29 protein-coding genes are annotated in these 24,360 nt (G+C 62.8%); 16 read left to right on the top strand and 13 right to left on the bottom strand.

Annotated features, from left to right (window positions below; all coding sequences use genetic code 11):
- The 5 genes from H597_RS0110800 to H597_RS0110780 form a co-directional block, all read left to right on the top strand.
- A partial coding sequence (locus tag H597_RS0110800) for an IS630 family transposase (protein WP_028102153.1) occupies positions 1-295 on the top strand: 295 nt, incomplete at its 5' end.
- 99 nt (positions 296-394) lie between these two features.
- A complete protein-coding gene (locus tag H597_RS0110795; protein WP_028102152.1) occupies positions 395-1,195 on the top strand; it encodes an AraC family transcriptional regulator in 801 nt (266 codons plus the stop codon).
- Between the two features lie 47 nt (positions 1,196-1,242).
- Entirely contained in the window at positions 1,243-2,142 is a 900-nt protein-coding gene (locus H597_RS0110790) for a DMT family transporter (RefSeq protein ID WP_035373784.1), read from the top strand.
- 15 nt (positions 2,143-2,157) lie between these two features.
- Positions 2,158-2,847, top strand: coding sequence for a DUF4197 domain-containing protein (locus H597_RS0110785; protein WP_028102150.1), 690 nt, complete (start codon positions 2,158-2,160; stop codon positions 2,845-2,847).
- A gap of 50 nt (positions 2,848-2,897) precedes the next feature.
- A complete protein-coding gene (locus tag H597_RS0110780; RefSeq protein ID WP_028102149.1) occupies positions 2,898-3,410 on the top strand; it encodes a hypothetical protein in 513 nt (170 codons plus the stop codon).
- Between the two features lie 3 nt (positions 3,411-3,413).
- On the opposite strand, the gene H597_RS0110775 is transcribed toward H597_RS0110780, so the two are convergent.
- From H597_RS0110775 to H597_RS0110765, 3 genes are all read right to left on the bottom strand, one after another.
- Positions 3,414-3,647 carry a hypothetical protein gene (locus H597_RS0110775; protein ID WP_028102148.1) on the bottom strand — a complete coding sequence of 78 codons (234 nt, stop codon included), beginning with the start codon at positions 3,645-3,647 and terminating at the stop codon, positions 3,414-3,416.
- Between the two features lie 66 nt (positions 3,648-3,713).
- Entirely contained in the window at positions 3,714-4,421 is a 708-nt protein-coding gene (locus tag H597_RS33215; protein ID WP_028102147.1) for a hypothetical protein, read from the bottom strand.
- Between the two features lie 102 nt (positions 4,422-4,523).
- Entirely contained in the window at positions 4,524-5,027 is a 504-nt protein-coding gene (locus H597_RS0110765) for a hypothetical protein (RefSeq protein WP_028102146.1), read from the bottom strand.
- Between the two features lie 127 nt (positions 5,028-5,154).
- On the opposite strand from H597_RS0110765, the gene trmB reads away from it, so the two are divergent.
- Positions 5,155-5,835, top strand: a complete 681-nt coding sequence (gene trmB, locus H597_RS0110760) for a tRNA (guanosine(46)-N7)-methyltransferase TrmB (RefSeq protein ID WP_028102145.1) — start codon at positions 5,155-5,157, stop codon at positions 5,833-5,835.
- On the opposite strand, the gene H597_RS0110755 is transcribed toward trmB, so the two are convergent.
- Both H597_RS0110755 and H597_RS0110750 read right to left on the bottom strand, forming a co-directional pair.
- Complete coding sequence (locus H597_RS0110755; RefSeq protein WP_028102144.1) at positions 5,825-6,733, bottom strand: DMT family transporter; 909 nt, start codon at positions 6,731-6,733, stop codon at positions 5,825-5,827. The genes trmB and H597_RS0110755 overlap by 11 nt on opposite strands.
- 57 nt (positions 6,734-6,790) lie before the next feature.
- Complete coding sequence (locus H597_RS0110750; protein ID WP_028102143.1) at positions 6,791-7,360, bottom strand: hypothetical protein; 570 nt, start codon at positions 7,358-7,360, stop codon at positions 6,791-6,793.
- Positions 7,361-7,699: 339 nt separating this feature from the next.
- Here H597_RS0110750 and H597_RS30485 point away from each other — a divergent pair, with 339 nt between their 5' ends.
- The 4 genes from H597_RS30485 to H597_RS0110730 all read left to right on the top strand — a co-directional run bounded on the left by H597_RS30485 (position 7,700) and on the right by H597_RS0110730 (position 11,817).
- On the top strand, positions 7,700-8,575 hold the full coding sequence (locus H597_RS30485) for an AraC family transcriptional regulator (RefSeq protein WP_035373780.1): 876 nt from the start codon (positions 7,700-7,702) through the stop codon (positions 8,573-8,575).
- Between the two features lie 95 nt (positions 8,576-8,670).
- On the top strand, positions 8,671-9,699 hold the full coding sequence (locus H597_RS0110740; RefSeq protein ID WP_028102142.1) for a PEP-CTERM domain protein: 1,029 nt from the start codon (positions 8,671-8,673) through the stop codon (positions 9,697-9,699).
- Between the two features lie 67 nt (positions 9,700-9,766).
- Positions 9,767-10,798: a hypothetical protein gene (locus H597_RS0110735; RefSeq protein WP_028102141.1), complete on the top strand. Its 1,032-nt coding sequence runs from the start codon at positions 9,767-9,769 to the stop codon at positions 10,796-10,798.
- A gap of 11 nt (positions 10,799-10,809) precedes the next feature.
- Positions 10,810-11,817: a hypothetical protein gene (locus tag H597_RS0110730; protein ID WP_154668046.1), complete on the top strand. Its 1,008-nt coding sequence runs from the start codon at positions 10,810-10,812 to the stop codon at positions 11,815-11,817.
- On the opposite strand, the gene recQ is transcribed toward H597_RS0110730, so the two are convergent.
- The 5 genes from recQ to H597_RS0110705 form a co-directional block, all read right to left on the bottom strand.
- Entirely contained in the window at positions 11,801-13,621 is a 1,821-nt protein-coding gene (recQ, locus tag H597_RS0110725; RefSeq protein ID WP_028102139.1) for a DNA helicase RecQ, read from the bottom strand. The two genes, H597_RS0110730 and recQ, sit on opposite strands and share 17 nt — an antisense overlap.
- A 4-nt stretch (positions 13,622-13,625) precedes the next feature.
- A complete protein-coding gene (locus tag H597_RS0110720) occupies positions 13,626-14,459 on the bottom strand; it encodes an undecaprenyl-diphosphate phosphatase (RefSeq protein ID WP_028102138.1) in 834 nt (277 codons plus the stop codon).
- A gap of 136 nt (positions 14,460-14,595) precedes the next feature.
- Positions 14,596-15,738, bottom strand: a complete 1,143-nt coding sequence (locus H597_RS0110715; protein ID WP_028102137.1) for an MFS transporter — start codon at positions 15,736-15,738, stop codon at positions 14,596-14,598.
- A 48-nt stretch (positions 15,739-15,786) separates the two neighbouring features.
- Positions 15,787-16,047 carry a YkgJ family cysteine cluster protein gene (locus H597_RS0110710; RefSeq protein WP_035373777.1) on the bottom strand — a complete coding sequence of 87 codons (261 nt, stop codon included), beginning with the start codon at positions 16,045-16,047 and terminating at the stop codon, positions 15,787-15,789.
- 14 nt (positions 16,048-16,061) lie between these two features.
- Positions 16,062-16,319 carry a YkgJ family cysteine cluster protein gene (locus H597_RS0110705; protein WP_028102135.1) on the bottom strand — a complete coding sequence of 86 codons (258 nt, stop codon included), beginning with the start codon at positions 16,317-16,319 and terminating at the stop codon, positions 16,062-16,064.
- 72 nt (positions 16,320-16,391) lie between these two features.
- On the opposite strand from H597_RS0110705, the gene H597_RS0110700 reads away from it, so the two are divergent.
- A complete protein-coding gene (locus tag H597_RS0110700; RefSeq protein WP_028102134.1) occupies positions 16,392-17,846 on the top strand; it encodes a S41 family peptidase in 1,455 nt (484 codons plus the stop codon).
- Here the strand turns inward: H597_RS0110700 and H597_RS0110695 are convergent.
- Positions 17,843-18,148 (bottom strand): hypothetical protein, encoded by a 306-nt coding sequence (locus H597_RS0110695; protein ID WP_028102133.1) that lies wholly within the window; start codon positions 18,146-18,148, stop codon positions 17,843-17,845. The two genes, H597_RS0110700 and H597_RS0110695, sit on opposite strands and share 4 nt — an antisense overlap.
- Positions 18,149-18,324: 176 nt before the next feature.
- Here H597_RS0110695 and H597_RS30480 point away from each other — a divergent pair, with 176 nt between their 5' ends.
- The 5 genes from H597_RS30480 to H597_RS0110670 all read left to right on the top strand — a co-directional run bounded on the left by H597_RS30480 (position 18,325) and on the right by H597_RS0110670 (position 22,545).
- Entirely contained in the window at positions 18,325-19,320 is a 996-nt protein-coding gene (locus H597_RS30480; RefSeq protein WP_051293684.1) for a M28 family peptidase, read from the top strand.
- Between the two features lie 87 nt (positions 19,321-19,407).
- Entirely contained in the window at positions 19,408-20,052 is a 645-nt protein-coding gene (locus tag H597_RS0110685) for a TetR/AcrR family transcriptional regulator (protein ID WP_028102132.1), read from the top strand.
- Between the two features lie 150 nt (positions 20,053-20,202).
- On the top strand, positions 20,203-20,856 hold the full coding sequence (locus H597_RS0110680; protein WP_028102131.1) for a protein-L-isoaspartate O-methyltransferase family protein: 654 nt from the start codon (positions 20,203-20,205) through the stop codon (positions 20,854-20,856).
- Between the two features lie 9 nt (positions 20,857-20,865).
- Positions 20,866-21,189 (top strand): rhodanese-like domain-containing protein, encoded by a 324-nt coding sequence (locus tag H597_RS0110675; RefSeq protein ID WP_028102130.1) that lies wholly within the window; start codon positions 20,866-20,868, stop codon positions 21,187-21,189.
- A gap of 42 nt (positions 21,190-21,231) precedes the next feature.
- The gene (locus H597_RS0110670; RefSeq protein WP_028102129.1) at positions 21,232-22,545 is read left to right on the top strand and encodes a TolC family outer membrane protein; all 1,314 of its coding nucleotides are present in this window, start codon (positions 21,232-21,234) and stop codon (positions 22,543-22,545) included.
- Positions 22,546-22,631: 86 nt separating this feature from the next.
- Here H597_RS0110670 and gloA read toward each other — a convergent pair whose 3' ends face one another.
- Positions 22,632-23,042, bottom strand: coding sequence for a lactoylglutathione lyase (gloA, locus tag H597_RS0110665; RefSeq protein ID WP_028102128.1), 411 nt, complete (start codon positions 23,040-23,042; stop codon positions 22,632-22,634).
- A gap of 12 nt (positions 23,043-23,054) precedes the next feature.
- Positions 23,055-24,356, bottom strand: coding sequence for a PQQ-dependent sugar dehydrogenase (locus H597_RS0110660; protein ID WP_028102127.1), 1,302 nt, complete (start codon positions 24,354-24,356; stop codon positions 23,055-23,057).
- Positions 24,357-24,360 lie beyond the last annotated feature (4 nt).

The following is a 24,360-nucleotide window of genomic DNA, read 5'->3' as shown; positions in this document are numbered from 1 at the left end:
AGATAACCTCTCCGCCCACAAGACCAAGCTGGTCACCGCCTTCCTCGAACAGCATCCGAACGTCCACATGCACTTCACCCCGACCTACTCGTCCTGGTTGAATCAGGTTGAACTTTGGTTCGCCAAGATCGAACGTGACGTGATAGCACGTGGCGTATTCACTTCAGTCAAGGATCTCAAGGCCAAGCTCATGCGCTATATCCGCAAATACAACGAAGCGCCTAAGCCTGTGAAGTGGAAATACTTCGACGCCAAACGGCGCATCACTACGGATTCAACTGTTACAGTCCACTAGCCTCAGTTCCTATTGCCCCGGCGCGGGCCAAACGCGCACCGCCATCGAAATCAGCGTAGCTGCTTGATTCCCTTCAACCGTTCCGCATCCTCTTTGACCATGGCCAGAGCGAACTTCCAGGTGCTACCGTGCGGCGATGCACGTATCCATGCGGTGGAAGCACATAGCGGTCAATCCTTTTCCCGGCATACCCACGAGCAGTTCGGCATCGGCCTTGTCACAAGCGGCGCGCAGAAATCGTTCAGCGGCCGCGGTATGGTGGAGGCTTGCGCCGGTGACTTGATCACCGTGAACCCCAACGAAGTCCACGACGGTGCGCCGCTTGGCGATGCGGGGCGCAGCTGGAAGATCCTTTACCTGGCGCCGGAACTCGCCGCCGAATTGTTGCGGGACGAGAGCCGTGCCGGCGAGCTTGAGTTCAGCGCGCCGGTGCTACGCGATGGCGGCATGGCCGCGGCATTTACGCGCGCCTATATTACCGCCACCTCGGCGCTACCGGGCGCGCGCCTCGCCGCCGAGCAGCATCTGCTGGACTTGATGGCGCAGACCTTGCTGCGCCGTCGTACCGCTGTTGACCGCACCACCGCGCCGACGGCCATCGCGCAATCGATGATGGAAGACGATCCATTGGCCGATTGGTCGTTGTCGGAACTGGCGGGAGCCTGCGGCATGAGCCGCTTCCAGCTGGTGCGGTCTTTCTCGCGCAATACGGGATTCACGCCGCATGCTTTCCTCCTGCATCGCCGCATCCTGCTGGCGCGCCGCCTGATCGCGGGCGGCATGGCGTTGGCCGACGCTGCCGCTGCCAGTGGATTCGCCGACCAAAGCCATATGACCCGCGTGTTCACCCGCAAGTACGGCGTCGCCCCGGGCGCTTTTGCAATTTCGTTCAAGACCTGAGGTAGCCGCCGGAATTAGCCTGCAACTTTCTGACATGGAGGTTGCAAATGGTGGGATATCTTTACTGCGCGCTGGCGATGGTGACCGTCGGCAGCACCGTGGTGGCCAGCAAGGTGATTGCTGCCGGGCTGCCGCCGTTCACGGCGACTGCGCTGCGTTTTGCGGTCGCGCTGCCGGTGTTCCTGGTGTTGTGCTGGCTGCTGCAGGCACGCTTTCCCCGCTTCGGGCGGCGTGACCTTGTCCTGCTGGTGTTGCAGGCTTGCGCGGGAAGCGTCGGCTATACGGTGCTGCTGATTTCCGGAATGTCGTTCACGAGCGCCGCAACGGCGGGTGTCCTGGTGGGCACGCTGCCGATCGTGTCGGCGGGATTTGCGGTGCTCGCATTGGGCGAGCGGCCGACCGTACGCTTGCTGGCTGCTGTCGCCCTCGCGGCGCTCGGCGTGCTGGCCGCCAGCGGCTTCTCCACGGTGGAGCTGCAGGCGCCAGCGACGAAGCACCTGCTCGGGGCGGCCTTGGTGCTGGCGGCAGTCGCTTGCGAGGCGCTGTTCATCTTGCTCAACAAGCGTCTGCGCGCGCCGATGGAAGCGCTGCCGTTGTCGACGCTGATGTGCGCGCTGGGTTTCGTGTTCGCCTCCGCCGCGTCCTTGTTCCTTGAACATCCATGGCAGATCAGCATGGACGTCCGCGCATTGGAGGCGGTGCTGTATTACGCGCTGGTGCCGACCGTGCTTGGCTTTGTGCTGTGGTACGCCGGCGCGGCGCGCGTGAGCGGAATGGAGGCGGCGCTGTTCACGGCGCTGGCGCCGGTATCGGCCACGCTGCTGGCTAATACCATCCTGCACGAAGCGATTACACCAAGGCAGTTGGCCGGCATGGCCTGCGTGCTCGCCGCAGTGGGGAGCCTTGCCTGGCAGCCCCCCTCATATGGTAGGGTAGATGCTTTGTAACTTAGGAGGTGCGCCATGAGCGTCAACAAAAAAACATCCATCCTGCTGGCCGGCCTGGCGCTCGCCGCCAGCGCATTTGCGGGTCCGCTGGACGCATTGACCGAAAAGGAAGCGGGCGGGGGCTTGAAAGCCGCACTGGAAGCGGGCTCCGTGGCCGCTGTCGGTAAGCTGGGCGTCGAAGGCGGTTTCCTGAACAACGACGCGGTGCATATCAAATTGCCGCGTATTCTGGAAAAAGCCCGTCCCATCCTGGAAATGACCGGCCGCGGCGAGCAGTTGGAAGAGCTGGAAACGGCCATGAACCGTGCCGCCGAGCAGGCCGTCCCGCTGGCCAAGCCATTGCTGGTGAACGCGGTCAAGTCGATGACGCTGAGCGACGCCAAAGCCATCCTGACCGGCGGCGAAACCTCGGTCACCGATTTCTTCAAGGAGAAAACCGCCGCGCCGCTGACGGATAAGTTCAAGCCGATCGTGAAGGGCGTGACCGACAGGTCCAAGCTGTCCGGCAAGTTCAACAACGCGATGGCGCAAGCCACCAAATTCGGGCTGGCCAGCGAAGACCAGGCCACGGTCGAAGGCTATGTCACGCAGCGTGCGCTGGACGGCCTGTACCTGATGATCGGGGAAGAAGAAAAGAAAATCCGCGAGAACCCGATTTCGTATGGCAGCAAAGCTATTGCGAAGGTCTTCGGCTTGCTGAAATAACACGGCCATCGTGCTACTATGAAACGATTATTTTTTGACTAACATTATTCATGTCTAAATTCTCCTTCATGCGTGGCACGATTTCCCTGATTGCCGCTTTGCTGTGCGCCGGTTGCGTGGCCATCGTGCCGCCGCCAGATTCCCATTCTTCGCAGCCTGCGGCGACAACTTCAGGAAAAGGTGCCACCTTCTGCCAAAGCGCCTCCGACGGAAAGTCGGTCGCTTGCGGTAGCCAGGCCACTTACTGCCAAAAGTCGACGGACGGCAGCGCGGTCGCCTGCGGCGGGCGTGCCACATTCTGCGAAACGTCTGCCGATGGCAAGCAGGTTGCCTGTGGTGGCGGCGCTTCGTTCTGTGCCAAATCGACCGATGGCAAGATGGTCGCCTGCGGCCTCGCCGCACCATATTGCGAGAAATCGTCGGATGGCCAATCGGTGGCTTGTGGCGGCAAAGCAGGCTTCTGCGAGCAGTCCGCCAACGGCCGCCATGTGGCTTGTGGCGGCCAGGCGAGTTATTGCCAGCCTTCGGGCGATGGAACGTCGGTCGCCTGCGGCGGCGGTTGAGTTCTAGATCAGGGTGCGGCCGCGCGGGTTGCGTGCCTGTGCGGCTGAGTTCAGTATTTCCAGCTGCCCGGATTTGAAGGTTTGCTGGTGATCGCCATCGCTGTCGTGCCAACGGCACAGGACATCCTCGTCATCGCCCAGGCCTGAGCGGCCCGGGGTGGTGCGGATCACCAGCATCTTATGGTGCCAGCCGAGTGGCCGCACCGCGTCACCTGCCTTTGCCCGTTCGCGTTCCATGGTCGCCTCCTGAAAGCTGCTGCGACCATCATACGCCCGCCGGGAAATGCAAGGCGCAATCTACAATCAGCTGCCTACTAGCTGCACCGCGTCAACATACAGGCGTTCCGTGGTCACGTTGTTGGACTTGGTGATGCGGGCCGCTTTGGCCTTGTAGGCGGTCTTTTCGATCGGCTGCACATACCAGGTACGGGCGCCGCGCTTGTCGGTCTTCACAGTCTGAATGCCGCTCCAGATGGTGTTCCAAATGCCGTCGGTATCCTGCAGTTCCAGCTTGGTGATGCCTTCCAGGCCGTAGCCGTCGCTGATTGCCACGCGCAGCTGGGTGGCGTTGACCGGCTTGTCGAAAGTCACTTCCAGCGCATCGAAGCCGACGTCGCTGCCCTTGGTGGCAAAACTCTTGCCGTCGACCTTGCCGGTCGCGTTGGCCGGTTCATAGCTGCTGCCGCCATATTCGGACGTCGCGGTCGCCTTGCTGGCCCACTGCGCATTGGCGTCGTTGATATAGCCGTCTTCCATATTGGAATAGTCGAGCTTGGCCTGGCGCTTGGCCATTTCCTTCTGCTCGTCGCTCATGTTTTCGGTGTCGATATGCGGCGTCGGCAGCGGGCCGTTGGCGGCTGAGGGAGGCGCGGCAGGTACCGGGGCCGCCGGTGCGGGCGCGGCGGCTGGCGCTGGCGTGGCGGTTTCGGCGGCTGGCGGCTGCGGCGGCTGTTTCTTGGAGCAGGCTGCGAGCAGCAGGGCAGGTAACAGCATGGCGTACTTGGTCTTCATCACGGCTCCCTCTTGATTATCAAAACAACAAGCGGCCGATGATGTCACAAAGACGCCCCGCGTTCAATTGTGCGGAAGCTTGGGTAAGTTACAAAGTGCTATTTACGCAACATTCACGTCGAGCAGCACGGTGTAGGACAGGCGTTTGCCTTGGTACAGCTGGCCGCCGCGGATCACGGCGTCGGTGGAGGTGAGCTGGCCCGGGATTGCCTGGCGCGCCAGCATGGTGCGGAAAGCCATGGCATCCTTGGGTGCCAGGTAGCCGACCATCTCGCTGTTCAGGAAGACGGCGACCGCCTTGTCTTCGTAAGGATTGTTATCGTCCGCCAGCAGCAAGGCTTTAAGCCGGGTGTCGGCGGCACCATCGCCATGCTCGCCTGCCAGTTCGCGGATGGTGTCGGAATAGCGCGATTCGCCCAGCACTTCCAGCTGGAAGCGGCCTTCGTCGGTCCAATGGTGCACCGGCTCGCCCTGCGGCAGCGGGGTATAGGAGCCGCCCGCCGGCTTGCCAACCGGCGCATCCGCCATTTTCGGGCCGCCCTTCAGCAGGAAATACAGCGTTACCAGCGCCAGGAGGATGATGGCGATATTCAGTGCGAGGGCCATAAAAGTGGACTTCCTAAGGATCGAGACCCGCTATTATCGCAGGCCGGAGGCCAAAGCCGGAATGCTATAATCGCCCCTTTTCCCAGCACGATCAGCCATGTCTTCCGAATCCACGCCAAAGGGCAAAATGCTCTACGACCCGACCGAACACCGCATCCGTAGCTTCGTCACGCGTGCTGGCCGCCTGTCCACGGGCCAGGAGCGTGGCCTGAAAGAGTTCGGCCCGCAATTCCTGGTCGAGCACAAGAAGGAAGCACTGGATTACGAGCAGGCTTTCGGCCGCAAGGCCCCGGTGATCCTGGAGATCGGCTTCGGCATGGGCGGCACCACCGCCCACATCGCCAAGCTGATGCCGGAGAAGGACTTCATCGGTGTGGAAGTACACACTCCGGGCGTGGGTAGCCTGCTCAAGCTGATCGGCGAGGAAGGCTTGACCAACCTGCGCGTGATTCAGCACGACGCGGTGGAAGTGCTGCGCGATATGATCCCGGCCGGTTCGCTGGCGGGCGTGCATATCTACTTCCCGGATCCATGGCACAAGGCGCGCCACAATAAGCGCCGCCTGATCCAGGGCCCGTTCGTGAAGACCCTGTGCGAGCACCTGGCTCCCGGCGGCTACATCCACCTGGCCACCGACTGGGAAGACTATGCGGTGCAGATGCTGGAAGTGCTGAGCGCCGAACCTGCATTGCAGAACACGGCCGAAGGCTACGCGCCGCAGCCCTCGTATCGCCCGCTGACCAAATTCGAAAACCGCGGCCTGAAACTGGGTCACGGCGTGTGGGATCTGGTTTTCACTAAGAAGTAAGTTTGACTCCGGCCGGCGCCCGGGCCTTTGCCCGCGCCGGCATGAATGCCAGCAAATTCCCGCCAATCACCAGCAGCAGCCCGGCCAGCGCCATGCCGCTCCACTGGTAGCCCTCGAAGAAGGTGGACACCGTTAGCGCCACCACCGGGAACAGCACCGTGCAGTAGGCCGCGCGGTCCGGCCCCATTCTCCCCACTAGAAGCAGATAAGCCGTAAAGGCGATCACCGATCCTGGCACGGCCAGGTAAAGCAAGGCACCCATATAGCGCGGGCTGGCGTCGAAAGTGAACGGCATGCCAAGCACCAGCGCGCCGATCGTGAGGATGCTGGCGCCGCACAGCATGGCCCAGGTGTTGGTGAGCCATGGCTGCATGCCCAGCGCCTGCATGCGGCTGGAGAGCAGGTTGCCGGTCGAGAAGCACAGTGTGCCAAGCAGGGCCAGCCCCAGGCCGGCCAGCATGCCGCTGTCGTTCCAGTGTCCCCGCATCGAGGGCAGGAACAGCATGACGATGCCCGCCAGTCCCAGCATCGCACCGCCCAGCACTTGCTTACGTATCGCGCGTTTCATGAAGATGCGGCCATTGATCGCGTTCCAGATCGGCGCGGTGGAGAACACCACGGCCACCAGTCCGCTCGGCACCCAGTTGGTGGCGTAGTAGAAGCACAGGAAGTTACAGCAGAACAGTGCAAACCCTTGCGCCAGCAGGTAGCGCCAAGCGGAACGCGGCGGCAGGATTTGATGCCTGCGTACGAGCAGGACCAGCATCAGTACCAGCGCGGCGATCCAGAAACGATAAGCGATCGATACCGGCGCGGGTACCACGCCAAGCTGAAATTTGATCGCAATCCAGGTGGTGCCCCAGATGAGCACCGTGGTGAGGTAGAGGGCAAGATTCATAGTGCCGCCAGTGTGCGGCTTGCAGCGCACCGGCGGTTGTCTGATCTTGCGGAATACTTAGATTGCTGTGCGGCGGCGTGCGATGCCCAGCGCAGACAGGCCCAGGCCGATCAATCCCAGCGTGCCTGGCAGCGGCAACTGCTGCGACGGAGCGGTGTCGACATTGATTTCCGAGATGCCGACGCCCTGCGTGCCGCCATCCTGGTCAATATTGAAGGTGACCGAAGTCACGCCGGCCATGCCGAATATTGCCAGAGGGCCAGTTCCGGACAGGGTTTGCGTTGCGCCGTTGGATCCGGTCAGGGTAATCGAAGTGGCGCCATCGTTGAAGCCGGCAATATTCAGGTTGACCAGGTTGAAGCTGGCGCCGAAGAAGTCGAGGACCCAGCTGACATCGTCGGGATTCTGGAAACCGTTATGGATGCCGATGTCGCCGATAAAGTTCGGATCGTAGTGATCGCCGGCGCGAACCATGCGAAGGCGGAAGCCATCTTCCGTATAAGTGTCGAATACGACCGAGCCATTGTTATTGGCATTCGTGCCGCTGGTCATGTCCAGGGTAACTGGAGTGGCTTGGGCTGCGGAGACGCAGAGTGCGAGGGCCGCAAGGCAGGCAAGCTTCTTCATGTCCATTTCCTTTCAGAACAATAGTCTAATTGACAGCATTATTGAGCTGGCAAGAAGCAATTTCTGGGCCGTGATTGCAAGCGACTGATTTCAATGGATAAAAAGTCTTCGCACTGACAGAACTGTAAATTTTTCCGACACCTGTGAAGCGGCCGTTAACCGGAGGCGGCCAGTATTGTCTGGTCTTGCGCAATTGTTTGGTTGCCCCGGTAAGGCTGCAGCGCCCATGTTAGACTTTTCGGCGTGAAGCCACTGACTGGACAACTTGACCATGCCGTTCCCCGCAAGCGTGCGGGTGCTGCGGCGTGTGAAGCGCTCGATGCGATACCGGGCGACGCAATGTCGCATGCGGTGTTCCGCACCATGTCCGGCACCGACGCGACGCTGGAGCGCTTTGCCTGGCTGGGCGACGGCCTGGCGGCTGCGGTCTGGTGGCGCAGTACGAAAGAAGCGCTGACGGAATATCGGCAACCTGGCCACCACACCTTGTCCTGCTATCTGGGCGGCGGCTACAGCGTCGAACGCGGGGGCTTGCCGGGTCAGTACGGCGCGCCGCAGCGCCTATGCTCGCTACCCGACTGGCACGAGTCGGAATGGGTCGTGCGCGGCCAACTGCGCATGCTCCATCTCTACTTCATGCCTGAGCATTTCACGCGGCGCGCGGTGGCGGAACTGGACCGCGAACCGCGCGGGCTCACGCTGCAGGACCGTACCTATTTCGAAAACGAAAAGCTGGTGCAGCTGTGCGGCGACCTGCTGCAGCAACCGTGGGAGGATGCCGACCAGCTGCTGCGCGCCAATGAAATCACGCATGCTGTGCTGAGTGAACTGCTGCACTCGCAGTCAATGAGCAAGCCGGGCCTGCGATTGCGCGGAGGCTTGGCGCCATTGGTGCGGCGGCGGCTGCACGAATACATCGAAGCCCATCTCGATCAGAGCATCACGCTGGGCATGCTGGCGCAATTGGCCTGCATGTCGGAATTCCATTTCGCGCGCATGTTCCGCATTAGTTTCGGTATGCCGGCATCGGCGTGGATCGCTGCGCGCCGCATCGAGCGTGCGCGCAGCCTATTGCGCGCGGGCCGTTTGCCGCTGCAGCAGGTCGCCCAGGCATGCGGCTATGCCGACCTTAGCCACTTTACGCACCGCTTCACCGAAGCCGTCGGGGCGCCGCCCGGCCGCTACCGCCAGCTGACCAGCAGCCTCAAGTTCTGACGCTATCGTCACACTTCGCACGATTGGAAGTACGGTGCGCACCGTTGCCGGGGCAAGCCCACCATTGGCGTTTTCGCTCGTTACCGGAGGACGCCATGAATTTGATCGCCAAACTGTGCGGCATCGCAGTCGTCATGCCCATGCTCGCTGTTGCCCAGGTACCTGCCGCTTACCGGACCACGGCACTTCCCTTCGACAGTGGGACGCTGGTCATCAACAACGCCGGTGATGTAGCCGGAATGGTCGATGGGAGAGTGGCATTGTGGCAGCGCGGAAGCGGCCTGTCCTATCTCACGGCCAGCGGTGAATATGCCACGTTTGCGGACATGAACGATCTGGGGCAGCTGGTGGGCGCGTCCGGCGACAGGCCGACGATCTGGCAACTGGGCCGGCAGCCCGTCAGCTTTGACGCCGGCGTGTATGGCGGCAGCGCGATCGCGATCAATAACAATGGCACGATGGTCGCCATGGCTCGCGGGCTCCTTGGGGAAGAAGGGCGGGAAGACGACTACTTCATCTACAAGGATGGACAAAGGACCTCGCTGTACGGCTTCTTCCCTTCGGAGATCAACGACCGTGAACAAATCGTGGGCAATCTGCGCGGCCCCGGCGGCCACGGCGCGATCTGGCAGGATGGCACGCTGCACGCACTGCCGGATGACGGCTACTCATGGTCTGCCACCATCAATGATCAAGGCTGGGTGGCGGGCGGTACCAGCGATGGCAGCTTGCCGATCCACGGCGCGATATGGAAAGGCGGGCAGCCGGAAGTTTACGGGCCCGGTTATGCCTACGGCATCAACAACGCGGGACTCGCAGTGGGCTTCTCGTATGACGCGCAGCACGCGATGTTGTTTTACGGTGGACAGACCTATGACTTGAATGATCTGTGGGACAGCACCGGTTGGGAAGGGTGGAGCCTGATTTCCGCAGAGGACGTCAACAATGCCGGCGACATTGTGGTGGTGGCGGGCCGGCCGGGAGGCGGGGGTGAACAAATGCTGCTGCTATCGCCGGTGCCCGAGCCTGCCAATGCCTGGTTGTTGCTGGCGGGACTGTTGCTGTTTGGCGGCTTGCATCGCGCGATAGCTGGCAATCCTATCGCGCAGGTGCGCACGATTTGAGCTGCGGCGCGCATCGCCGTCGCGCTGGGCGCAGCATAAGCTCCTGTTCAATTAACGGGAGATTGCCATGCCCAAGTTTGTTCAACTACTGGTTGCGGTGCTGGCGCTGGCCGCTTGCACCGCCTCCGCGCAGCAGGCGCCGCTTTACCGGGCGACGCGGCTCGACGGCCAGTTCTCGCCGCGTATCCTGAATGACCTGGGCCAGATCGCCGGCATCGGGCAGGATGGCAAACCGGCCATCTGGAACCCGGATGGTTCGCTGCTTCAGCTGTCCGGCGCCGTCAGCCAGCTCACGATCACCGGATTCAACAACCAGGGAACGCTGGTCGGCAATGCGGTAATTCCGGGCTACAGCTTGCCGCAAGCGGTAGCCTGGCGTCATGGCGGCGCGATGGAGCGCCTGCCGTTCCAAGGCTTGGCCGGTTTTGCGCAGGGCATCAACAACCGCGGCGACATCATAGGTTATATGGCCGGCGCGCCGGATACGCGCTCCGAACAGGTCGGCTTTATCCAATGGGGCGATGGCCGCACGCCGCAACAATTCGACGACTACACGCCACAGTTAATCAATGACCTGGGCTTTGTGATTGGGCAGCGCAGCGGAGAGCCGGGCGTCAGGAGCTGGCAGGACGGCGCGTTCGGCCAGTCGCTGTTCAGCAATGACCTCTTCATCCGCGCGCTCAACAACGAGGGCCGCGTGGCCGGCACGCAAAGCGATTACCACGCGTTTTCGCTGGTGGAACGGGACGGCGTGCGCGACATGCAGGAGCTATGGTTCGGATTTGTCTCCGGCATGAACAATGCAGGCAGCGTTGTCGGTGAAACAGAATTCTCGCTGGCCATGTTGTGGTACCAGGGCCGCGCCTATGCCCTGGACCATCTGTGGGCGGACCCGCAATTTTCGGGCTGGTCTTTGCTCTCAGCACGGGGGATCAATGACCGCGGGGAAATTCTCGCGAGCGCGACCGGGCCCTTTGAAGAATATGCGCAATTCCTGCTGTCGCCGGTGCCCGAGCCTCGCGCGTCCACGCTATTGCTGGCCGGCCTCTTGCTGTTGCTGGCCTTGGGGCGCGTGCAACAAAAACTTCACGCCAACTAAGGGAGGCCGCCATGTGCAAATTTGTCCGCATATTGTGGTGGTTGCTGGTGCTGCTAGCCTGCAGTGCGACTGCGCTAGCGACGCCCGCTTATCGTGCCACCCGCTTCGACGGCCAGTTCACGCCGCAGTTCTTGAACGACGCCGGGCAGGTCGCCGGTATCGGCCAGGATGGCAAACCGGCGATCTGGAACCGCGACGGCTCGATCGTGCACTTGGCTGGCGCCGCCGGCCAAGTGACACTCACCGGTTTCAATAACCAGGGCACGGTCATCGGTAACGCCACGATTCCCGGCTACGCGCAATCGCAGGCGGTCGTCTGGCGCAACGGCGGCGCGATGGAGTTGCTGACCTCCGCCGGAACAGGCGGAATTGCCGCAGGCCTCAACAACCGCGGCGACATCGTCGGCTTCAACCACAACGGGTCTGGTCCGGCCGGCTTCATCCTGTGGGGAGATGGCAGCGCGCCCCAACTGTTCGATGATTACCGGCCACATATGATCAACGACGTGGGCATGGTTCTCGGTGGACGTCGCGATGAATTTGGCTTCAGGAGTTGGCGTGACGGTGTCTTTGCCGATGACCGGCTGCCTTACGACTTCGAGGTGCGGGCGCTGAATATTCAGGGGCAGGCGGCAGGCTACCAAGACACCGGCAACGCATTCAAGCTGTTGCGGCAGGAAGGCCGATGGCAGCGGCAGGACTTGTGGTCGGCTTATGCCTACGATATCAACGATGCCGGCAGCGTTGTGGGGGAAAGCGAATACTTGCGCGCCATGCTGTGGTACCAGGATCGCCCCTACGTGCTGGACCATCTGTGGAACGAAGCGCAGTACGCCGGCTGGTTCCTGCGGCACGCCTGGCAGATCAACGCCGGCGGCCAGATTCTCGCCAGCGGAACCAGCGAATGGGAACACGGTGCGACGTTCCTGCTGTCGCCAGTGCCGGAACCTGCGCAGGGCTTGCTGCTGTTGGCCGGGATCGCGCTGCTAGGCTGCGTGCGCGTCAGGTCAGTTCGGTGATCAGCTTGACAATCTCGTCGCCGTAAGACACCAGCTTCTTCTCGCCCACGCCGGAAACCACGCGCAGTTCGCCCAGTGTGGAAGGCCGTACCTTGGCGATTTCGCGCAGGGTGGCGTCGTTGAAAATGACGTAGGCCGGCACATTGTGTTCGCGTGCGGCGCCCATGCGCCAGGAACGCAGGCGGTCGAAGATGCGCTGTTCGTCGCCATCGAGGTCGGTCTCGACATAGCCTTTCGGCGCCGAGCTGCGTTTCTGCTTGACCGGCTTCTGGTACTGGCGCAGCTGTACTTTCTGGCCGCCTTTCAGCACAGGGCGTGCCGCGTCGGTCAGCTTGAGGGAGCTGAATTGCTCATGGTCGACGGTGACCAGGCCCAGCGCGATCACCTGGCGCAGGATGGCGCGCCATTCCTGTTCGCTGCGGTCGGCGCCGATGCCGAACACGGACAGCTTGTCGTGGTGCCAGGTCTGGATGCGTTCGGATTCCACGCCGCGCAGCACGTCGATCACATGGCCGGCGGCAAAGCGCTGATCGCAGCGGTAGATGGCCGACAGCAGCTTCTGCACCGGTACCGTGCCGTCGAAGGAGACCGGCGGGAGCAGGCAGGTATCGCAGTTGCCGCAAGGCGTGGCCGGCTCGCCGAAGTACTCCAGCAGGCGCATGCGGCGGCAGCTCAGGGTCTCGCACAGGCCCAGCATGGAATCGAGCTTGGTCGACAGCACGCGCTTGAAGTTCTCGTCGGCTTCCGACTCGTCGATCATGCGCCGCTGCAGCACCACGTCCTGCAGGCCGTAGGACATCCAGGCGCTGGCGGGCATGCCGTCGCGGCCAGCGCGGCCGGTTTCCTGGTAGTAGCCTTCGATCGATTTCGGCAGATCCAAGTGGCAGACGAAGCGCACGTCCGGCTTGTCGATGCCCATGCCGAAGGCGATGGTTGCCACCATCACGATACTGTCCTCGCGCAGGAAGCGCGACTGGTTGTTGGCGCGCACCGCATGCTCCATGCCGGCGTGATAGGCCAGGGCGCGCACGCCGTGCTCGTTCAGGAATTCAGCCGTCTCTTCCACCTTCTTGCGCGACAGGCAGTAGACGATGCCGGAATCGCCCGCGTGTTCGGCGGTGATGAAGTCCAGCAGCTGCTTGCGGCCGGTGGTCTTTTCGACGATCTGGTAGCGGATGTTCGGCCGGTCGAAGGACGAGACGAATTGCGCGGCCTGGTCCAGCGCCAGGCGGTGGACGATTTCGTCGCGCGTCAACTGGTCGGCGGTCGCGGTCAGCGCGATGCGCGGCACATTCGGGAAATGCTCGTGCAGTACCGACAGGCGGATGTACTCGGGACGGAAGTCGTGGCCCCATTGCGAGACGCAGTGCGCCTCGTCGATGGCGAACAGGGCGATCTGGGAATCCTGCAGCAGATCCATGCATCGCTGTGTCAGCAAGCGCTCGGGCGCCACGTACAGCAGGTCGATCTGGTTGCTGCGCACCAGGCGTTCGATGCGCGCCGCTTCTTCATAGTTCTGGGTCGAATTCAGGAAGGCCGCGCGCACGCCGACTTCGGCCAGGGCGTCGACCTGGTCCTGCATCAGCGCGATCAGCGGCGACACCACCACGCCCACGCCTTCGCGGATCATGGCCGGGATCTGGTAGCACAGCGATTTACCGCCGCCGGTCGGCATCAGCACCAGTGCGTCGCCGCCATTGCCGACATGCTCGACAATCTGCGCCTGCTTGCCGCGGAAGGCTGGGTAGCCGAATACGGTCTGGAGTACGTGCAGGGCGCGCTGGCTGGTGTCCTGGTCTTGCATGTTTTTATTCAGCCCAGGTGACCATGCCGGTGTAGTAGGTGGCGATCACCACGATGCCGAACGCAATGCGGTACCAGGCGAAGACGGTGAAGGTGTGGGTGCTGATGTAGCGCAGCAGCCAGCGGATGCAGGCGAAGGCGGAGATGAAGGCCACCAGGCTGCCGATGCCGAACAGCGGCAGGTCGGCGGCCGACAGCAGGGCGCGCTCCTTCCACAGCGAGTAGAACGTTGCCGCCAGCAGGGTTGGAATCGCCAGGTAGAAAGAGAACTCGGTGGCAACCTTGCGCGACAGGCCGAACATCATGCCACCGATGATGGTGGCGCCGGAGCGGCTGGTGCCGGGAATCAGGGCGAAGACCTGGGCGATGCCGACTTTCAAGGCGTCCATGGCGGTCATATCGTCGACGGATTGCACGCGCACCGCCACCGGATTGTTCCTGGCATTGCGTTCCACCCAGAGGATGATCAGGCCGCCGACGATGAAGGCCAGCGCCACCGGCACCGGTGCAAACAGGACGGCCTTGATCTTCTTATTGAACAGGAAGCCCAGGCCGGCGGCCGGCACGAAGGCCACCGCCACATTGAATGCAAAGCGGCGCGCGCTCGCGTCGCGGAACATGCCGGACAGTACTTCGCAGATCTTCTGATGGTATTCCCAGATCACAGCGACCATGGCGCCCCCCTGGATGGCGATCTCAAACACTTTTGCCTTGTCGCCGGTGAAGTTCAGCAGGCTACCCGCCAGCACCAAGTGGCCGGTGGAGGAAATCGGCAGGAATTCGGTGAAACCTTCGACCAGACCCAGGATCAGGGCCTTCAGCGCAAGTACGATATCCATTGTGGTTTTGTTAAAAAAGTCGGTAGGAGGAACGCGGGCGGGATGCTTCGCGGGCACGAAGCTTACCATGAGCGCCCCCCTCCAATGCACTAAATCCAAGGGTAGACCCGTTGCCTGGCCGCTGGTTTGCGCTGCGTCAGGAGTGCACGCGCACCAGGCGGCTGCTGGCGGCGACCAGCAACAGGCCGGCGCCGAGGGCGGCAAAGGCGAGCTCCAGGCTGGACAGGTGGGCCATGACGCCGATCAGGGCCGGTCCGGCCAGGATGCCGGCGTAGCCGATGGTGGTGATGGCGGCGATCGCCAGGCTGGCCGGCATGGCCTGCTGGTTGCCGGCGGCGGTAAACAAGACTGGCACGATATTCGAGGCGCCCAGGCCGACCAGTACAAAGCCGCACAGCGCCGCGCCCGGGGTTGGCGATGCAACCGCGGCGAAGAAGCCGGCGGCGGCGCACAGGCCGCCCGCCAGCAGGACCCAGCGCCCGCCGAAGCGGCTTACCACCCGGTCGCCGGTCAGGCGGCCGACGGTCATGGCGACGGCGAACGCGGCGTAACCGAGTCCGGCGCGGCCCTCTTCCAGCCCGCGTTCGGCGGTCAGGAACACGGCGCTCCAGTCCAGCATGGCGCCTTCGGCCAGGAAAACGATGAAGCACAGCGCGCCAATAAAGATCACCGCGCCGTGCGGCAGGGCGAAAGCTGGACTGTCGCCGCTGCGCGCTTCCGGTTCGTGCAACAGGTCGGGCGCAGCGCGCCACAGCAGCAATGCCGCCACCGCCACAATGGCCAGGCAGGCGCCGGCTGGTTCGCTGCCCAGCCAAAGCAGGAGGGCCATGCTGCCCGCGCCGGCGAAGCCGCCCAGGCTGTACATGCCATGGAAGCCGGACATCAGGGCGCCGCCGCCGGCTTTTTCGACCAGCACGGCTTGCACGTTCATGGCCACGTCCATTGTTCCCAGCGCGGCGCCGAAGCAGAACAGCGCCAGGCCAAGCAGCAGGGGCTTCGGCGCGAGCGCCAGTCCAGGCAGGGCCAGGCAGACCACCAGGGCGGACCACAGAATCACCGCGCGGCAGCCGTAGCGGGCCGTCAGCGCGCCGGTCAGCGGCATCGCCATCAGGGAACCGGCGCCGAGGCAAAGGAGTAGCAAGCCAAGCGGTCCATCGCCCAGCGCCAGCCGTTCTTTGGCATACGGCACCAGGGGCGCCCAGGCGGATGTGGAGAATCCCACTGTCAGGAAGGCAAGCCGGGTGGAAAGGCGGTGACGCTGGGAAATGCTATTGTTCATAACTGAAAATTCTAGCCGGGAATCGTTTCCAGCGCCGCCAGTGTGATGTCAGGGGGCGGTGGCCAGCTCGAGCGTGGTGAGCCAGTGCATGGCCTGTTCCCGCGTTTCGCCGCACATTTCGGCCGAGGGCTGCAGGCCGCCGCAGAAAGCGGGCCGCTCCGGACGGCCAAAGATCATGCAAAGATTATCTTCGCCCAGCTGCACGCAGCGCACGCCGGCCGGCTTGCCGTTCGGCATACCGGGAATCGGGGAGGTGATGGAGGGCGCCGTGCAGCAGGCGCCGCAGGCGGGGCGGCATTGGAAACTCATGATGGGGCAGTATTTTACCCTTTGGCCCAACCGAGCCAGCGCATTGCCTGTTCGCGCGACGCGCCGCACACCGATTCGTCGGCCTTGTAATCGACGCATACTTGCGGGCGTTCCGGCAAACCATACAGCTTGCAACGCCGCTGCTCGTCGAGCTGAACGCATGGCACGCCAGCCGGCTTCCCGTCCGGCATGCCGGGAATGGGGCTGGCAATCGAGGGCGCCGTGCAGCAGGCGCCGCATTGCGGGCGGCACGGGATCGGGGCGCGGTTCATGATGAGTCGATTCTACAACGCTGTGGCTTTTAGATAAACTTCGGCGGGCTCTTGACTTGCATAATGCTCCTCATGAAAAAGACAACCATCGCCTTGCTTATTTCCCTGTTTGCCGCAGACGCGGCGCACGCTGCCACCGGCACTGACTGGAGCGCCAAGGCGGCCACCGACCTTGAAGCGGCCCGTACCGCCATCCGCGCCGGACATCCGGGCTATATCGATGAGCAGAATCCCGCTTTCCTCGAATGGGAAGCCAAGGGATACGCTGCGGCGCGCGCCCTGCTGCCGCGCGTGAACAGTTACGAGAGCATGCTGGCCGCAGTGCGCACCTATACCGCCGGCTTCCAGGACGGACACCTGTCCTACTCCGACGACATCGGCAACGACACCTTGACCATGGGGGGCTGGCGCCTGGATTATGTGAACAGCGCCTACCGGGTTGGCGCTGTCATGCCCGATTGGGGCAAGCCATTGCCGCCGGTCGGCGCCGAGCTGCTCGCCTGCGACGGTTTGCGGCCGGAGCAGCGCCTGCGCCAGGTCGCCAAGTATTACGATGGCCGCGACCTGCCCGGTATACATCACGCCCTGGCGACCATCTTCACGCAACTCGATATGCCGGGCGAGGAAATGAAGCGATGCACCTTCCGCACGGCGAACGGCCGGGAGGTCCAGTTTGCACAGCACTATAAAGAAGTGAAGGCGGCCGACTTCCGCGCCATGATGAAATCGCGCCCGCGCCCGCAGCACTTTAATACCTACTCGCTGCAGGATGGCGTGCTATGGATCCGCGCCGGAAATTTCGATCCCGACCATGAAGCGAGTCAACAGCTCGACAGGATGGTACGGGAACTCCCTCAACTCGAAGGCGTGCGTACCATTGTGTTCGATTCGCGCGGCAACGGCGGCGGCAACAGCGCCGTCGGCGTCCGCATATTCGATGCCGCCACGGGCGGCCTGGAATTCGAGCAGGACAAGCTGGACCAGGTTCCGCGCACATTTGCCCAGTGGCGCGTGTCCGAGCTTTCCATCAAGGGAATGGAAGAGCGGCTGGAAAAATTCAAGGCATCCTATGGCCCGGACAGCGACGACGCCAAACGCGCGGCAACCGTGCGCGACAAGCTATTGCAGGCCCGTGCGGCAGGCCAGCCATGGGTCGAGCAGCCGGGCCGCCCTCGCTTGTCGCGCGCCGACATTGCCGCCCGCAACGGCAAGCTGCGCCGCTTTAACGGCAACGTGGTCCTGGTGACGGACGAGGACTGCGTCAGTTCCTGCCTGAACTTTGCCGACCTTGTGCGCAGCGTGCCCGGCGCTATTCACATGGGCCAGGCGACCAGCGCCGACACCGCATATATCGATGTCACCTTCGTTAGCCTGCCGAGCGGCAACCACCTGATGCTGCCGATGAAAGTCTGGCGTAACGACCTGCGCGGCAATAACGAAGTGCTGCAACCGGACGTGCCCTTGCAGGTCAATATCCGCGATAACGCCGCCGTGCGGCAGGCCGTGCTGGCGGCGCTGCCACGCTAATGCATGACGTGCCGGGAGCGGCTGCCGAAGGCTTTCAGGGCGTCCGATAAGGACACCTCGATGTGGCCCAGGTGGGCGTCGGCCAGCATCCAGGGTTCGCCCGCCACCGGCTGCCGCTTGGCGACTTCGCGCTCGACCATGGCAGCCATGCGCTCGTGCAGGACTTGCTCATAGCGCGGCGAGTCCGGATTGCCCGCCTGTGCGCGGGCATACATATCGGCGCCTTCCCATAATTCCTGGATGCGTTCATCCCCCAGTCCGGAGGCGGCGGCAAGCACTTGCAAAGTTGTCTTGTTATGCATTTTTACTCTCCCAGACACGTTCTTTGACGCGTACTTACCAGTAAATACCTTATCTCTTCGATTTACCAATTATTTCGAACGGTTGGATCCATATAACAACAGTCGTTGTGTTTCTGGCTACATTGTTGTGCAAGTGCCGACTGCTAGAATGGCGCCTCAATGTGACAGGAGCAGGAATGGACTTTACGCAGTCGCCCCAAATCAGCTATCGCCGCTTGTTTGCCCCCCTGGCTGTCATCGGTACCGGACTGCTGACATTGATTGCCTTGGTCGGCCAACCCCTGGTGACGCCCGTTCCCTCGACACCGCCGCCAGTCGCCCCGGCCAGGCTCGAAGCGCATGTGAAGAAGCTGAGTGTCGACTTGTATCCGCGCTCATTCGACCGAGCCGGAAATCTGAAGCGTACGGCGGCATACATCGCCGAGCAATTCAAAGAGGCCGGTGCGCTGGTGTCTTTCCAGGATGTGGTCGTCGATGAAGCGCACTTCAAGAACGTCGTCGCCCGCTTCGGTCCTGCAAGCGGCCGCCTGCTGGTGATTGGTGCGCATTACGACAGCTACGGCGGCACGCCGGGGGCCGACGACAATGCCAGCGGCATTGCCGGCGTGCTGGAACTGGCGCACTTGCTGGGCCGGTCCGCACCCGCCCGCCCGGTTGAACTGGTGGCCTATACGCTGGAAGAGCCTCCGCATTTCCGCTCGCGCCACATGGGCAGCGTATGGCATGCCCGCGCGCTGAAAGCGGAGGGGCGCGATGTGGAATTGATGCTGTCGCTGGAGATGATCGGCTACTTCAGCGACCGCCCAGGGAGCCAGGCCTACCCGCTGGCCCCGATGAAACTGGGCTATCCGGATCGCGGCAATTTCATCGCGCTGGTGGGGCAATTCGGCGACTTTGGCGTCAGCCGTTCGGTGAAGGCGGCAATGTCCGGGGCATCGGACTTGCCGGTCTATTCCCTGAATGCGCCCGGCGCTGTGCAAGGGGTCGATTTTTCCGACCATCGCAGTTATTGGGCGCAGGGTTATCCGGCCCTGATGGTGACCGATACGGCCTTTATGCGCAATCCGAACTATCACGGGGCTGGCGATACGTTCGACAAGCTCGATTACAAGCGCATGGCGATGGTGGTGCAGGCGGTCTACGCCGTGGCGAAAAGAGCAGCAGAACCCTGAGGTTGCCCGCCTTACAGCTTGACGTGCGGGGGGCGTAGAACTAATATAACTGACTCGTGAGTAAGTTACCCAATCGCAATTTTGATCATGCAAGCCCCGACTGATACCAAGCCCCGCTGGGAACGGCGCAAGGATGCGCGACCGCAGGAACTGCTGGCTTCCGCGCTGGAGCTGTTTGTCGATCGCGGATTTGCCGCCACCCGCCTGGAAGACGTGGCGCGCGCCGCCGGCGTCTCCAAGGGCACGCTCTACCTGTATTTCGAAAACAAGCAGGAACTGTTCAAAGCCGTCGTGCGCGAGACCATCGTGCAAACCATCGGCCAGGCGGAAAACGACGCGGCCGCCGCGCGCGATATGCCCAGCGACGAACTGCTGCGCCAGATGCTGCGCCGCTGGTGGACCCAGGTCGGCGCCACCAAGGCCGCCGGCCTGACCAAATTGATGATGGCCGAATCCGGCAATTTCCCCGAGCTGGCCCAGTTCTACAATGAAGAAGTCATCGAACGCGGCAGCGCGCTGCTGACCCGCATCCTCGAACGCGGCGTGGCGCGCGGCGAGTTCCGCCCGGTTGATCCCGTGATGATGACCAATGTCCTGATTGCCCCGGTGCTGACGCTGATGATGTGGAAGCACAGCTTCTTCCCCTGCGAGACGCACGAGGGCGTCGATGCCGACGCCTTCATGGACACCTTCCTCAGCCTGGTGCAGCAGGGGCTGGCGCCGCAGAAGTGAAGCTTGAATTGCTCAATTCTGTCGTTCACCCCCCCAAATCTGCAGACTGTCGCAATTTCCCGCGATCCGTTGTCTTAATCGTTAATATGCCCACCTGACCAGACAAACGATAAAATGACGGATTATTTATCCCTCACCGAGTCAACAAAGATGAATATCGAACAAGCCCGTTTCAATATGATCGAACAGCAAATCCGTCCTTGGGATGTGCTGGATACGGACATCCTCGATCTGTTGCTGGTCGTTAAACGCGAGAATTTCGTGCCAGAAGCCTACAAGAACCTGGCTTTTGTCGACACTTTCATTCCGCTGGAGGGTGGCGAGCAAATGCTGACCCCGAAGCTGGAAGCGCGCATCGTACAGGATGCGCAGATCAAGAAACATGAAAACGTGCTGCTGGTCGGCGCGGGCACCGGCTACCTGGCCGCGCTGCTGGCCCACCGTGCACGCCACGTGACCGCCGTCGAAATCGCGCCCGCACTGAAAGCGCTGGCGGCCAAGAACCTGGCGGACAACGGCATCGCCAATGCGACCGTGGAACTGGGCAATGGCGCCCAGGGCTGGTCCAACGGCGCGCCGTTCGACGTGATCGTGTTCTCCGGCTCGCTGCCGGTACTGCCAGAAGCGGTGCTGCAGCAAGTGAAGGTAGGCGGCCGCATCATGGCCATCATCGGCGCATCGCCGGTGATGTCCGCGCACCGCATTACCCGCACCGGCGACCACGGCTACGACACCGTCAAACTGTTTGAAACCGATGTCAAGCCGCTGGACCTGGCGGTGAAACCTTCGGCGTTCACTTTCTAAGGGAACGCCATGCAGCACATTACTGCACCGGAACTGGCTGGCTGGCTGAATGATGAAGGCCGCGCCAAGCCGTTCCTGCTGGACGTGCGCGAGAACTGGGAGTTCGAGACCTGCCATATCGCAGGCTCGACCCTGATGCCGATGCAGACCATTCCGGCCCGCATCGACGATCTCGACGAGGATGCGGAGATTGTCTGCATCTGCCACCACGGGGCGCGCAGCCTCAATGTGGCAGCCTTCCTTGAGCATCACGGTTTCAGCAAGGTAAGCAATCTGACAGGCGGGATTCACGCCTGGGCTGTGCAGGTGGACAGCTCGATGCCTAAATATTAGGCCGAAAACTAACCCTTTTTGACGACTCCAACGGAGATGCAAATGCAGAAACCCCTTCTCGCCGTGCTGGTTTCCAGCGCCCTGTTCTCGCTGAATACACAGGCGGCTGACCTGGTCCAGGTGTACAAACAGGCGCTCGCCAACGACGCCACCTACTCCAGCGCCCGTGCGGCACTGGTGGCCGGACAGGAAAAAGCAGTACAGGGACGTGCAGGGTTGCTGCCAACCATCTCCGCCAGCGGCCAGCAGATGAAGAACAATGGCGAAGGCGCGCTGGACAAGGTCAACTACAAGGACAAGGACTATTACAACGGCGTGGTGCAGGTTCAATTGACCCAGCCGCTGTTCCGTTGGGCCAACTGGGAAGGCTACCAGCAGGCCAAGCTGTCCGCCGCCGCTTCGGAGGCCGTGTTTGCGCAGGCGCAGCAGGACGTGATCCTGCGCGTAGCGCAAGCCTATTTCGACGTGTTGACGGCACAGGACAACCTGACCACGACCCAGGCGCAGAAAGTCGCAACCACCGAACAGCTGGCGTCGGCCAAGCGCAACTTTGAAGTGGGCACCCAGACCATCACCGACACGCACGAAGCGCAAGCGGCATACGACCTGGTGGTGGCGCAGGAGTTCGCCGCGCTGAACGACCTGGAAGTGAAGCGCACCGCGCTGCGACAGATCATCGGCGATGTGCCGGGCACGCTGGCGCCGCTGCGCACCGGTGTCACCATCGCCAGCCCGCAACCGGGGACCCTGGAACCGTGGGTGTCGGCTGCCGAGGAACAGAACTACGGTGTGACCGGGGCGAAGCTGAACGTGGAAGTCGCCAAGCGCGAAATCAGCCGCCAGCGCGCCGGCCATATGCCGACGCTGGACCTGGTCGCCAACTCGACGCGTGCTACCGCCACCGGCGCCAACAACGGCGGCATTAACAAGAACAATGCTATCGGCCTGAGCTGGAGCGTTCCGATCTTCAACGGCTTCGCCATCACCAGCAAGGTGCGCGAATCGATCGCGCTGGAAGACAAGGCGCGCACCGACCTGGAGGCCTCGCGCCGCCAGGCCGCGCAAACCGCGCGCCAGGCCTTCCTCGGCGTGAACAGCGGCCTGGCCCAGGTCAAGGCGCTGGAAGCGGCGGAAGTGTCGTCCAAGTCCGCGCTGGAATCGAACAAGCTGGGCTACCAGGTGGGCGTACGTATCAATATCGACGTGCTGAACGCGCAGCGCCAGCTGTACTCGACCCAGAAGGACCTGTCGAAGGCGCGCTACGACACCATCATGAATGGCCTGCGCCTGAAGTCGGCGGCCGGTTCGCTGAAGGAAGAGGACCTGGAGCCGATCAACGCCCTGCTGCAGCACTGATCACGGCCGAGGCGCCGATGGCGCCTGGCCGGAAATCCTCGTCAGATAGCTGGGAACTCATTGAGGCGGTTCGTTCCCGGCTTCCCTTAGCGCAGACCAGCCCCCTGGCCGTCGAAGCTGCGCTCGATCAGCTCAATCTTATACCCGTCCGGGTCGGTGACAAAAGCGATGACCGTGCTGCCGCCCTTGACCGGGCCCGGCTCGCGGGTCACGCTGCCGCCGTTGGCGCGCACCGCCGTGCAGGCGGCGACGATATCGTCGGCCGAAATCGCGATATGGCCGTAGGCATTGCCCATCTCGTATTTGTCGACGCCGTAGTTGTACGTCAGCTCCAGCTCCGCATGCTCCGGGTTGTGCCCGTAGCCGAGGAAGGCCAGCGTGTATTTGTATTCGGGATTGTCGCTGGTGCGCAAAAGTTGCATGCCCAGCACCTTGGTGTAGAAGTCGATGGATCGCTGCAGGTCACCAACCCGCAGCATCGTGTGTAGGATACGCATGGGTTTATTGTATCAGCGCGCCGCCGGCGCCACACGCCACACCACATTGCCCACGTCGTCGGCCACGAGCAAGGCGCCGGTCTTGTCCACCGCCACGCCGACCGGCCGCCCTTTGGCCTTGCCGTCGCGCGTGATGAAGCCGGACAGGAAGTCCACCGGCGGGCCGGCCGGGCGCCCGTCCGCGAAGGGCACGAAGACCACTTTGTAGCCGCTCAGTTCCTTGCGGTTCCACGACCCGTGCTGGCCGATGAAGGCGCCGCCCTGCCAGTTGGCCGGGAAGGCTTTGGCGTCGTAAAAGGCCAGTCCCAACGATGCCGTATGCGCCCCCAGGCCGTAATCGGGCATGACGGCTTTCGCCACCATGTCGGGCCGCTGCGGCTTGACGCGCGCGTCGACGCGCTGGCCGTAGTAGCTGTAGGGCCAGCCATAGAAGGCGCCGTCCTTGACCGCGGTCAGGTAGTCGGGCACCAGGTCGTCGCCCAGCTCGTCGCGTTCATTCACCACGGTCCACAGCGCCTTGGTCCTGGGTTCCCAGGCCATTCCGTTTGCGTTGCGCAAGCCGGTCGCGTACAGGCGCGACTTGCCGGTGGTGCGTTCGTATTCCCAGATCGCGGCGCGGCCGTCTTCCTTGTCCATGCCGTTTTCCGCCGCGTTGCTGTTCGAACCCACGGTGACGTACAGGAAGCGGCCATCGGGGCTGGCCGTGATGTTCTTGGTCCAGTGGTGGTTGATCGGGCCGCCCGGCAGGTCCAGCACCTTCATGCCGGCTGCCGTGATCGACGTGGCGCCTTCGGTGTAGGGATAGCGCACCACGGCGTCGGTGTTGGCAATGTAGAGGTCCTTATCCACCAGCACCATGCCGAACGGGGAATTGAGATCCTTGAGGAAGGTGCTGCGCTTTTGCGCCACGCCGTGTTCATCGATATCGCGCAGCAGTGTGATGCGGTTGGCAGACGGGGTGGCCGAACCGGCCTTCTTCATTTCGTGTTTCATGATGGCGCCCTTGATGCCTTTGGCGTCTTCCGGCTTGGGCGGCGCGGCGGTTTCGGCGACCAGCACGTCGCCGTTCGGCAGTACGTACAGCCAGCGCGGGTGGTCCAGATTGCGCTCGTAGGCTGTGACGCTGAAGCCGGATGCCGCGACCGGCTTGTCGTCTCCTTTCCAGCGGTCGACCGGCGCCACGTTCATGGTGGGAATCAAATTCTTGTTTGGCTCCGGCAGGCCGGGATTGGGACCCCAGCCGGGCGGGTAGCTTTGCGCCAGCGCGGCGGCCGCGCACAAGCCGGCCGCGAGGAAAACAAGGGCGGTGCGCATGACG

It is taken from the genome of Pseudoduganella violaceinigra DSM 15887 (assembly GCF_000425385.1).
Classification (GTDB): Bacteria; Pseudomonadota; Gammaproteobacteria; order Burkholderiales; family Burkholderiaceae_D; genus Rugamonas; species Rugamonas violaceinigra.
Note: the sequence above shows the minus strand (reverse complement) of the source record. Positions and strands in the feature narration are given on the sequence as shown.

Excerpts from the sequence above, each read along its gene's own strand:
- H597_RS0110720 (WP_028102138.1), bottom strand. The coding sequence starts at position 14,459 with ATGGATATCGTACTTGCGCTGAAGGCCCTGATCCTGGGTCTGGTCGAA.
- H597_RS0110740 (WP_028102142.1), top strand. The coding sequence starts at position 8,671 with ATGAATTTGATCGCCAAACTGTGCGGCATCGCAGTCGTCATGCCCATG.
- H597_RS30480 (WP_051293684.1), top strand. The coding sequence starts at position 18,325 with ATGGACTTTACGCAGTCGCCCCAAATCAGCTATCGCCGCTTGTTTGCC.
- trmB (WP_028102145.1), top strand. The coding sequence starts at position 5,155 with ATGCTCTACGACCCGACCGAACACCGCATCCGTAGCTTCGTCACGCGT.
- H597_RS0110680 (WP_028102131.1), top strand. The coding sequence starts at position 20,203 with ATGAATATCGAACAAGCCCGTTTCAATATGATCGAACAGCAAATCCGT.
- H597_RS0110710 (WP_035373777.1), bottom strand. The coding sequence starts at position 16,047 with ATGAGTTTCCAATGCCGCCCCGCCTGCGGCGCCTGCTGCACGGCGCCC.
- H597_RS0110785 (WP_028102150.1), top strand. The coding sequence starts at position 2,158 with ATGAGCGTCAACAAAAAAACATCCATCCTGCTGGCCGGCCTGGCGCTC.
- H597_RS0110730 (WP_154668046.1), top strand. The coding sequence starts at position 10,810 with ATGTGCAAATTTGTCCGCATATTGTGGTGGTTGCTGGTGCTGCTAGCC.
- H597_RS0110780 (WP_028102149.1), top strand. The coding sequence starts at position 2,898 with ATGTCTAAATTCTCCTTCATGCGTGGCACGATTTCCCTGATTGCCGCT.
- gloA (WP_028102128.1), bottom strand. The coding sequence starts at position 23,042 with ATGCGTATCCTACACACGATGCTGCGGGTTGGTGACCTGCAGCGATCC.
- H597_RS0110790 (WP_035373784.1), top strand. The coding sequence starts at position 1,243 with ATGGTGGGATATCTTTACTGCGCGCTGGCGATGGTGACCGTCGGCAGC.
- H597_RS0110660 (WP_028102127.1), bottom strand. The coding sequence starts at position 24,356 with ATGCGCACCGCCCTTGTTTTCCTCGCGGCCGGCTTGTGCGCGGCCGCC.
- H597_RS0110755 (WP_028102144.1), bottom strand. The coding sequence starts at position 6,733 with ATGAATCTTGCCCTCTACCTCACCACGGTGCTCATCTGGGGCACCACC.
- H597_RS33215 (WP_028102147.1), bottom strand. The coding sequence starts at position 4,421 with ATGAAGACCAAGTACGCCATGCTGTTACCTGCCCTGCTGCTCGCAGCC.
- H597_RS0110685 (WP_028102132.1), top strand. The coding sequence starts at position 19,408 with ATGCAAGCCCCGACTGATACCAAGCCCCGCTGGGAACGGCGCAAGGAT.
- H597_RS0110670 (WP_028102129.1), top strand. The coding sequence starts at position 21,232 with ATGCAGAAACCCCTTCTCGCCGTGCTGGTTTCCAGCGCCCTGTTCTCG.
- H597_RS30485 (WP_035373780.1), top strand. The coding sequence starts at position 7,700 with ATGTCGCATGCGGTGTTCCGCACCATGTCCGGCACCGACGCGACGCTG.
- H597_RS0110675 (WP_028102130.1), top strand. The coding sequence starts at position 20,866 with ATGCAGCACATTACTGCACCGGAACTGGCTGGCTGGCTGAATGATGAA.
- recQ (WP_028102139.1), bottom strand. The coding sequence starts at position 13,621 with ATGCAAGACCAGGACACCAGCCAGCGCGCCCTGCACGTACTCCAGACC.
- H597_RS0110735 (WP_028102141.1), top strand. The coding sequence starts at position 9,767 with ATGCCCAAGTTTGTTCAACTACTGGTTGCGGTGCTGGCGCTGGCCGCT.
- H597_RS0110700 (WP_028102134.1), top strand. The coding sequence starts at position 16,392 with ATGAAAAAGACAACCATCGCCTTGCTTATTTCCCTGTTTGCCGCAGAC.
- H597_RS0110750 (WP_028102143.1), bottom strand. The coding sequence starts at position 7,360 with ATGAAGAAGCTTGCCTGCCTTGCGGCCCTCGCACTCTGCGTCTCCGCA.
- H597_RS0110705 (WP_028102135.1), bottom strand. The coding sequence starts at position 16,319 with ATGAACCGCGCCCCGATCCCGTGCCGCCCGCAATGCGGCGCCTGCTGC.
- H597_RS0110765 (WP_028102146.1), bottom strand. The coding sequence starts at position 5,027 with ATGGCCCTCGCACTGAATATCGCCATCATCCTCCTGGCGCTGGTAACG.
- H597_RS0110695 (WP_028102133.1), bottom strand. The coding sequence starts at position 18,148 with ATGCATAACAAGACAACTTTGCAAGTGCTTGCCGCCGCCTCCGGACTG.
- H597_RS0110775 (WP_028102148.1), bottom strand. The coding sequence starts at position 3,647 with ATGGAACGCGAACGGGCAAAGGCAGGTGACGCGGTGCGGCCACTCGGC.
- H597_RS0110795 (WP_028102152.1), top strand. The coding sequence starts at position 395 with ATGGCCAGAGCGAACTTCCAGGTGCTACCGTGCGGCGATGCACGTATC.
- H597_RS0110715 (WP_028102137.1), bottom strand. The coding sequence starts at position 15,738 with ATGAACAATAGCATTTCCCAGCGTCACCGCCTTTCCACCCGGCTTGCC.